General features: G+C 75.5%; 1 pseudogene. It reads left to right on the forward strand.

Annotated elements, in window-relative coordinates:
* Window positions 1-235 (forward strand): annotated as a pseudogene (locus tag EN850_RS35440) (hydroxymethylglutaryl-CoA lyase); the annotation flags it as partial.
* Window positions 236-302: the final 67 nt, after the last annotated feature.

The raw sequence follows: 302 nt of genomic DNA on the forward strand, positions 1-302 counted from the left end.
GGAAGAAGGCGTGCGCGTGGTCGACAGCGCCGTGTCCGGTGCCGGCGGGTGCCCGTATGCGAAGGGGGCCCGCGGCAACGTCGCCAGCGAGGACGTGGTCTACCTGCTGCAGGGCCTGGGCCTGGACAGCGGCGTGGACCTGCCGGCACTGGCCGAGACCGGCCGCTGGCTGGCTGGCCTGCTCGGCCGCGCCACCGCCAGCCGCACCGGACAGGCGCTCGCAGCGACCGGCTGATCACCCCGCTGCGCCGCTCCTGCCGGGGCGGCGCAGTGCACAACGTCGGCGGTCGCCGCTTCCGTTA

The organism is Mesorhizobium sp. M8A.F.Ca.ET.207.01.1.1, from assembly GCF_004794715.1.
In the GTDB taxonomy this organism is placed as follows: Bacteria; Pseudomonadota; Alphaproteobacteria; order Rhizobiales; family Rhizobiaceae; genus Mesorhizobium.